This window comes from Pseudomonas sp. Root562 (assembly GCF_001427125.1).
Lineage (GTDB): Bacteria > Pseudomonadota > Gammaproteobacteria > Pseudomonadales > Pseudomonadaceae > Aquipseudomonas.
On sequence record NZ_LMGK01000022.1, the window covers coordinates 71,343 to 79,079 of the forward strand.

General features: G+C 58.3%; 7 protein-coding genes. 6 read left to right on the top strand and 1 reads right to left on the bottom strand.

Annotated features, from left to right (window positions below):
• Positions 1-101 precede the first annotated feature (101 nt).
• The 6 genes from ASD60_RS29670 to ASD60_RS18145 all read left to right on the top strand — a co-directional run bounded on the left by ASD60_RS29670 (position 102) and on the right by ASD60_RS18145 (position 6,485).
• Complete coding sequence (locus tag ASD60_RS29670) at positions 102-2,105, top strand: aminotransferase class I/II-fold pyridoxal phosphate-dependent enzyme (RefSeq protein WP_056855320.1); 2,004 nt, start codon at positions 102-104, stop codon at positions 2,103-2,105.
• A 27-nt stretch (positions 2,106-2,132) separates the two neighbouring features.
• Positions 2,133-2,915 carry a transporter substrate-binding domain-containing protein gene (locus tag ASD60_RS18125; RefSeq protein WP_056855321.1) on the top strand — a complete coding sequence of 261 codons (783 nt, stop codon included), beginning with the start codon at positions 2,133-2,135 and terminating at the stop codon, positions 2,913-2,915.
• Between the two features lie 143 nt (positions 2,916-3,058).
• Positions 3,059-3,772 carry an ABC transporter permease gene (locus ASD60_RS18130; RefSeq protein ID WP_056855322.1) on the top strand — a complete coding sequence of 238 codons (714 nt, stop codon included), beginning with the start codon at positions 3,059-3,061 and terminating at the stop codon, positions 3,770-3,772.
• A gap of 18 nt (positions 3,773-3,790) precedes the next feature.
• Positions 3,791-4,489, top strand: coding sequence for an ABC transporter permease subunit (locus tag ASD60_RS18135; RefSeq protein ID WP_056855323.1), 699 nt, complete (start codon positions 3,791-3,793; stop codon positions 4,487-4,489).
• On the top strand, positions 4,489-5,454 hold the full coding sequence (locus ASD60_RS18140; RefSeq protein ID WP_056855324.1) for a DMT family transporter: 966 nt from the start codon (positions 4,489-4,491) through the stop codon (positions 5,452-5,454). The genes ASD60_RS18135 and ASD60_RS18140 overlap by 1 nt, the downstream gene beginning before the upstream one ends.
• A gap of 14 nt (positions 5,455-5,468) precedes the next feature.
• Positions 5,469-6,485, top strand: a complete 1,017-nt coding sequence (locus ASD60_RS18145; RefSeq protein ID WP_056855325.1) for a succinylglutamate desuccinylase/aspartoacylase domain-containing protein — start codon at positions 5,469-5,471, stop codon at positions 6,483-6,485.
• An 858-nt stretch (positions 6,486-7,343) separates the two neighbouring features.
• Here ASD60_RS18145 and ASD60_RS18150 read toward each other — a convergent pair.
• Positions 7,344-7,736, bottom strand: coding sequence for a hypothetical protein (locus ASD60_RS18150; RefSeq protein ID WP_056855326.1), 393 nt, complete (start codon positions 7,734-7,736; stop codon positions 7,344-7,346).
• Position 7,737: the final 1 nt, after the last annotated feature.

The window sequence follows — 7,737 nt, forward strand, 5'->3', positions numbered from 1 at the left end:
CTTTTCTGTTGAACGAGTGTTCAGCCTGGTCTATGTTCGTTCCACCTTCTTTCCCGGCTGGTTGCGGGCTTGCGTTTCTTCTATTTGAACGAGGCACTGGCATGCGGTTTTCACCTTTTGTTGAGCGGATCTCAGGTCAAGGTGTCGCTGCCTGGGATATTCACAATGCGGCGTTCGAAGCCCGCCGCAATGGTGAGGATGTGATCATTCTCAGTGTCGGCGACCCGGATTTCCCAACCCCCGATTTCATTACCGATGCCGCCATCCAGGCGTTGCGCGAAGGAGATACCCACTACACCGAAATCGCCGGCCGCCAGGCGTTGCGCGAAGCCATCGCGGCGCGCTACGGCAAGCTGTTCGGGCGCGAGGTGCAGGCGGCAAATGTGATCACCGTGGCCGGTGCGCAGAACGCCTTGTTCGTCACCTCGATGTGCCTGCTCAGTGCGGGGGACGAAGTGATTGCCCTCGATCCGATGTACGTGACCTACGAAGCGACGCTCAAGGCTTCTGGCGCCACCCTGGTGCGGGTACCGTGCTCGGCGATGGATGATTTCCGTCTCGACGCTGCCGTATTGGCAAAAGCCATTACTCCACGAACCCGGGCGATTTTCCTGTCCAACCCCAACAACCCCACTGGCGTGATGCTCAATCGCGAAGAGCTGCAAGCCATCGCAGACCTGGCGATCGCTCATAACCTGTGGGTGGTCGTCGATGAGGTCTACGAGAGCCTGGCTTTCGAACGCGAGCACCTGAGCCTGGCAGCGCTGCCGGGCATGGCCGAGCGTTGCGTGGTCATTGGCAGTCTGTCGAAATCCCACGCCATGACCGGTTGGCGGATCGGCTGGATCGTTGCCGACCCCGCCCTGATCGCGCATGCCGAAACCCTGGTCCTGAGCATGCTCTACGGTTTGCCGGGGTTCGTCATGGAAGCCGCGCTCAAGGCTGTCGAGGCCCACGCTGAAGTGACCCACGGCATGCGCGACATCTATCGCCGCCGCCGTGATCTGGTGGTGAACGGGCTGTCCGATTGCCCGGGCATTTCAGTGCTCAAACCCGATGCCGGCATGTTCGTGCTGGTGGACGTGCGTGGCACTGGCCTGACTTCGCTGGAATTTGCCTGGCGCCTGTTGCGGGAGGCGAGGGTATCGGTGCTGGACGCGGCGGCTTTCGGCGAACCGGCCCAAGGCTTTGTGCGCCTGTCCTTCACTTTGGCTGAAGAGCGGCTGGCCGAGGCTTGCCAGCGCATTCGGGATTTCGTCCTGGTATTGAAGGGCGAAGCGCCGCGACCCGTGATCACGTGTGTCGCGACCGAGGCAAAGGTCGAACCCGTCGCGGCGCGGACCATGATCGAGGTCGAGAAACTGCACAAGCACTTCGGCAATATCGAAGTGCTCAAAGGCGTGTCCCTGACCGCCCGTGAAGGGGAAGTGATTTCACTGATTGGCGCCAGCGGTTCGGGCAAAAGCACTTTGTTGCGCTGCATCAACATGCTCGAAGTGCCGGACCAGGGGCGCATTCTGGTGGACGGCGAAAGCATTCACCTCAATCACACCCGCCCCGGCGCGCCGCTCATTTGCGACGCCAGGCAACTGGTGCGCATTCGGTCCAGCCTGGGCATGGTGTTCCAGAACTTCAACCTCTGGCCCCATCGTACGGTGCTGGAGAACCTCATCGAAGCGCCGACCCAAGTCCTGCGCGAAAGCAAAGCGGAGGCCACCGAACGCGCCGAAGCCTTGCTCGAACGCGTGGGGCTGGCGGCCAAGCGCAACGAGTACCCGGCGTTTCTTTCCGGGGGACAGCAACAACGGGTGGCCATCGCCCGGGCCCTGGCCATGCGGCCCAAGGTCATGCTGTTCGATGAACCCACCTCGGCTCTCGACCCGGAACTGGTCGGGGAAGTGCTGCGGGTGATCCGCTCCCTCGCCGAAGAAGGCCGGACCATGATCCTGGTGACCCATGAAATGGCCTTCGCACGCGATGTCTCTTCCAAAGTCGCCTTCTTGCATCAAGGCCTGATCGAGGAAACCGGTTCGCCGGACGAAGTGTTCGTACACCCACGCAGCGAGCGTTGCCGGCAGTTCGTCAACGCTCATCAAACTCGCTAACGCCACATAAAAAGACGGGAAAACACCATGGGAAATCGACGTTTTGCACACTGGTTGACTGGCGCCGCCTGCGTATTGCTGGCCGGCATGACCGCAGCTCAGGCACAGCCCATTCGCTTTGCAGTCGCCGCGGAACCTTATCCGCCGTACACCGAAAAACAGGCCAACGGTGAATGGAAAGGTTTTGAGGTCGACTTGATTCACAAGCTGTGCAGCGAAATGAAGGCCGAGTGCGAGATCAAGGAAGTGGCGTGGGACGGGATCATTCCATCGTTGTTGGCGAAGAAAATCGACGTGATTTTCTCCTCGATGTCGGTGACCGAAGAGCGCGAAAAACAGATCGCATTCAGCAAAGCCTATTACGACTCGGTGGTCGCGGTGGTGGGGCCGAAGGACGCCGTCGTCAAAAAGTACCCGGATGACCTCAAAGGAAAAACCATCGGCGTGCAGAACTCGACAGTCAGTGCGAGCTACCTGAAGACCTACTACGAAAAAATTGCTGACGTGAAGTACTACGACACCCAGGACTCGGTGAACGCCGACCTGCTCGCTGGCCGCATCGACCTGATGATGGCCGACGGCACGGCCATGGCTGCTTTCGTCAAGACCCCGGATGCCAAAGACCTGGCCTACCTCGGCGCGGTGCCATACGACCCGATCTTCGGCAAAGGCGTGGGCGCCGGTCTGCGCAAGGACGACACCGAGCTCAAGAGCAAACTCGACAAGGCGATCCAGGAGTTGCTGGCGAGCAAGGACTATGACGACTTGTCCCAGCGCTACTTCGGTACAAGCGTGAAGCCGACGTTCTGACCAACCGGGCGCATATAGAACCCTGTGGGAGCTGGCTTGCCGGCGATTGACGCGACGCGGTGTGCCTGACGTACCGCCTTCGCTGGCAAGCCAGCTCCCACAAAGGCTATGCGGTGCGTTCACGGTTGTTACGGGAGACTGAAATGCCTGCAATGTTCGATTTGATCAATTTCAGCGAGCAAGGGTGGGGCGGGGCGCTGCTCAAGGGGCTCTGGATGACCCTGCAGATCTCGGCCGGAGCATTCGTGCTCGGGCTGGGGATCGGCTTGCTGGTGGCCTGCCTCAAGTTGGGTGCGCCAAAACCGATTGCAGCACTGGCTCGCGGTTACACCACATTGTTCCGCGCGGTGCCGGAGTTGTTGCTGATTCTGTTGCTGTACTACATGGGTTCGATGCTGCTCAACTCGCTGATGACCTCGCTGGGTTACGAGGTGGTCAATGTCAGCGGCCCGTTGGCGGCGATCGTGGTGCTGGGACTGGTGCAGGGTGCCTACGCCTCGGAGATTTTCCGTGCGGCGATCCAGGCGATTCCCTATGGCCAGATCGAAGCAGGCAAGGCCTTCGGCTTGCACGGTTTTGGCCTGTTCCGGCGTGTCACGTTGCCAATCATGGCCCCTTACGCAATGGCGGGGATGGCCAACCTGTGGATCAACCTGATCAAGGACAGCGCCCTGATCAGCGTGGTCGGCACCAACGAGTTGCTGTACACCGCCAAGCAAGCGGCGGGTTCGACGCGTCACTATCTGTTGTTCTACCTCACGGCCGCGGCGTTGTATTACGCGGTGACGCTGGTGTCGAACTACCTGTCGGGACGGTTGGAGCGGCGTATTCGTCGCTGGATGCCTCTTGTTGACTAAACCGGCTGAGTAAATGAAATGATTCCAGCGTGGACAGTTGAATACGCATCGCTGTTGATCAGGGGGCTGCAAACGACCCTCATGATTCTGTTGATTGCCAGTGTGCTGGGTTTCTTGCTGGCGATTTTGGTAGCCCTGGCGCGAATCTCGAAGAACACAGTGATCGCCAGGGTCAGCCTGTTTTACACCAGCGTGACCCGCGGCACGCCGCTGCTGATTCAGATTTACATCTTCTACTACGGACTCGGCAGCCTGTTTGCGCAGTTCCCGCTGATTCGCGGCAGTTTTCTCTGGCCGTACCTGCGCGATGGTTACTGGTACATCGTGTTTGCCCTGGTGGTGTCGGTTGGCGCCTATGTCGGCGAAGTGATCCGCGGCGGTCTGTTGGCCGTCCCGAAGGGTGAAATGGAAGCAGCCTCGGCGTTTGGCATGACGGCTCGCCAGGCACTGTTGCGCGTGCGGCTGCCGCGGGCCTTGCGTTTGCTGTTGCCGACCCTGGCCGGGGAAACCGTGATGCTGCTCAAGTCCACGGCGCTGGCCTCGACCATCGCGGTCATCGATCTGCTGGGGGCGGCCAACGTGGTTCGAGCGCAAACCCTGCAAGTCTACGAACCGTTGCTGCTGGTGGCCGGTGTCTACGTCTGTCTGACGTTCCTGATCGAAGCCTTGTTTGCCTTTTTCGAGCGCCGGGGAACGCCGGTACGCAGGTCCGCATGATGAACAAACCGTTGGTTGACCGCTCGCTGCAAGGCATCGGCCTGTGCACCTTGGGCTACGCGTTCCTGTCGTTGCAGGACGCCGGCATCAAGTGGCTGGTGGCCGACTATTCGGTGGTCAGCATTTTGTTCTGGCGAGCCTTGGTGGTTGCGGTTGCGTGCTTGCTGATCGGGCGTTTGTCGCTGGTGCGCCGTGCGTGGCAGTCGTCCAGTCGCCGCTTGCTGGTCGTGCGCGGGTTGCTGTCGATCGCTGCGTGGCTGCTGTATTACACGGCAGCCCGGGACCTGACACTCGCGGAAATGACCACGTTGTATTTTTCGGCGCCGATCATGGTCACGGTGCTGGCGACTACGATACTCAAGGAACGCGTCAGCGGTTGGCAGTGGTTTACCTTGCTCATCGGTTTTGTCGGCGTGGTGATTGCTTGTCGCCCCAACAATCTGGCCGATCCGCTGCCGATTGTGCTGACGCTGTTGGCGGCGATGTGCTGGGCATTCACCTATATCCAGCTGCGCCAGGTGGATGACCAGACCTCGGTGCTGGAGCAGATGCTGATCACCAACGTGGTGTTCGTCATTTGCATGGCGGTGGCACTGCCCTGGACCCATACGCCAGCGCCGACCCCGGCCTGGCTAGGCATGCTGGGAGCGGGCCTGTTGGGCGGCATCGGCCAGTTCCTGCTGTTCGCCAGTTTCCAGCGCGCCACCGCGACGGTATTGGCACCCTTCGAGTACACGGGATTGATCTGGGCGTTCCTGCTGTCGAGCCTGATCTGGGGCACGCTGATGGATGTGTCGTTGATGATCGGCGCCGGTTTGATCGCGGTCAGTGGCACCCTGGCGATGATTTTCGGCCGGCATCCCTCACAGGATGTCGTCGGTGCTGAATGCTCCGTGTCGCAACCCCTTTATCCAGCAACGACAGAACTGGAGCCTGTTGACCAGGCTGAAAAATTACGTTCATGACAGAGGGGAAGGGCATGGCGCAGGACGTTTCATTCAGCGTTCTTAACAACAATGGTGACGCGGTGCAGGTCGGTGCCTGGCGTTTCGAAGGCGACAATACCGGGCCGAAGGTGCACTTGCAGGCTGGGGTGCATGCCGATGAAATTGCCGGAATGCTGGTCTTGCACGTCTTGATGCAACGACTTGCAGTGGCCGAGGCCGAGGGCCGACTGAAGGGCAGCGTGACCGTGGTGCCACAGGCCAATCCCCTGGGCATCGGCCAGTTTCGCCAAGGTCGGATTCTGGGGCGCTTTCACGATGCTACCGGCCATAATTTCAACCGGGGCTTCGATCAATCAGCCGCGATGGAACAACCGGCTACGAATGTCCAGCAATGGCAAAAGAAACTGGTAGAACTGGCCGCGTCGGCAGAGGTGATGCTTGATCTGCATACCGATGACGAAGCACTTCCCTATCTCTACGTGCATCGCAGTTTCTGGCCCCGAGGTCACGAACTGGCGACAGCGATGAAGATGGACGTGGCAATCATCTGGGACAATGGCGGCGATGGCTCATTCGAAGAAACCGTCATCGCACCGTGGTTGCGCGAAGGTACGACGCACGGTCGCATGGCCGCTACCCTGGAGCTGCGAGGGCAGGGCGATGTCAACGACCGGTACGCCACGCAAGACGCCGATGGCCTGTACGCCTGGCTGTGTGGCTACGGAACAATCGACGAAGTGACCGCACTGGCCGAATGGCCTGTCGAGATCAGGGACATGGCGCAGATGGAGACCATTCTCGCGCCACAATCGGGCGTACTGATCTTTGAAAAAGAACTGGGTGATGTCGTGGAGCAAGGCCAGCGGTTTGCGCGAATCCTGCGCCGGCCGGGAGATCCGTCTTCGCAAGTCGTCTTGTTGGCCGAACAAACCGGGCGCATGGTCACGCGTTATCGCGATCGCCTGATCCCACAAGGCGCGGTAGTGGCCAAATTCACCGGTAGCCGTGTATCACGCAACTGGAGCGGCGGGTTGCTGGATCCGAACTGAGCGTTGAAGGGATGAATTTTATAACTACGCTAAATGCCTGTTTAGTCGAGTTAATCGCCGATCGTCGGCGAAAACACGTAAATAAAAGCCAAAAAACGTTAGCAGTGCGCGACGGACTCAGCCGGACAATTGATCGTCGCACTCGAACTGGCACTGCACCAGATGCAGCGAATACCATCGACGTTACGCTCCGACAAACAAGCCATACCGACCAACAGGGACGGCTCACGATATTGCGGATGGCTGAAGATTCGCCCACAGGACATTTTCCCCCAACCAGTCAGGCGTGATGCATTACTACCATTTGGGTGACGCCATCGAGTACTCACTGATTTTCCCAGCCGGCACATTGAAAACGCAACGACGTTGTTGCCGGGTGAAGTTTGCAAATGCACATAGCTGGCGGAATCTGGAAAGCGTCATCGGCTGATGACGGGCTCATCAGGATTCGGTCTGGCCAGCGAAGCCATTTCGCCAGGGCTTGATTTTTGCCGATAGGGAAATCGTCAGCCAACAAAAACTGGTAGAGCAATTTTCAGAACAACTGACAGTTGATTGATACGCTGGCGATTCGATGAGTATTCCTTGGGACGATTAGAGCGTTGAAATCCCTGTGCAACGAGCCTGCTTCTGAAATATCCTGTTACGCATAATGTATATTATGTTAAACGACAGGCTATGTCATAGATGTTCATGAGCTGCCTAAGCTTGCGACTCCATGAATGTGAAACTTTTCCATCAAAAAAGCCGATGGCGCACTGCCTCTGAAATGTAAATTTGAAACTCTCGTATAAAGAGATCTGCGATCAATGTTTTTTTCAGGAATCAATGGCTTTCAGATCTTTCCGCACTTGAGCTTTAAAGCGCTTGGGTGACTTCGAACGAACCCACTGTGTTGGCCGTTTCTGGAAACAAATACGCCGTACCTTCTTCAGTTTTCCCTGCGGGCATGGATGCAAGCGTCCATCCCAAAAGAACCACCTGAGTAAGTCCTCCACCGATTAGCTCCGTTCCCGTAGGCGGTGTGACCTTCCACGGCCCGCCATCCACGTCAAGGACGCCTTTAGGGTCTCCTGTCACTGACCATGTCCTGTCATCCAGAATTGTGATCGCGACTTCGTTCCCAAAATCCAGTAGCACGTTTGCAACCGTTGCCATTTCGAACCTCCAGATGTGAGTCAACATCAATTGGCCAGGCCGTTCTTCAGTCCACGTTTGTTCCTTCAGCTTCGGCAGTTGAAATAAGCCCATG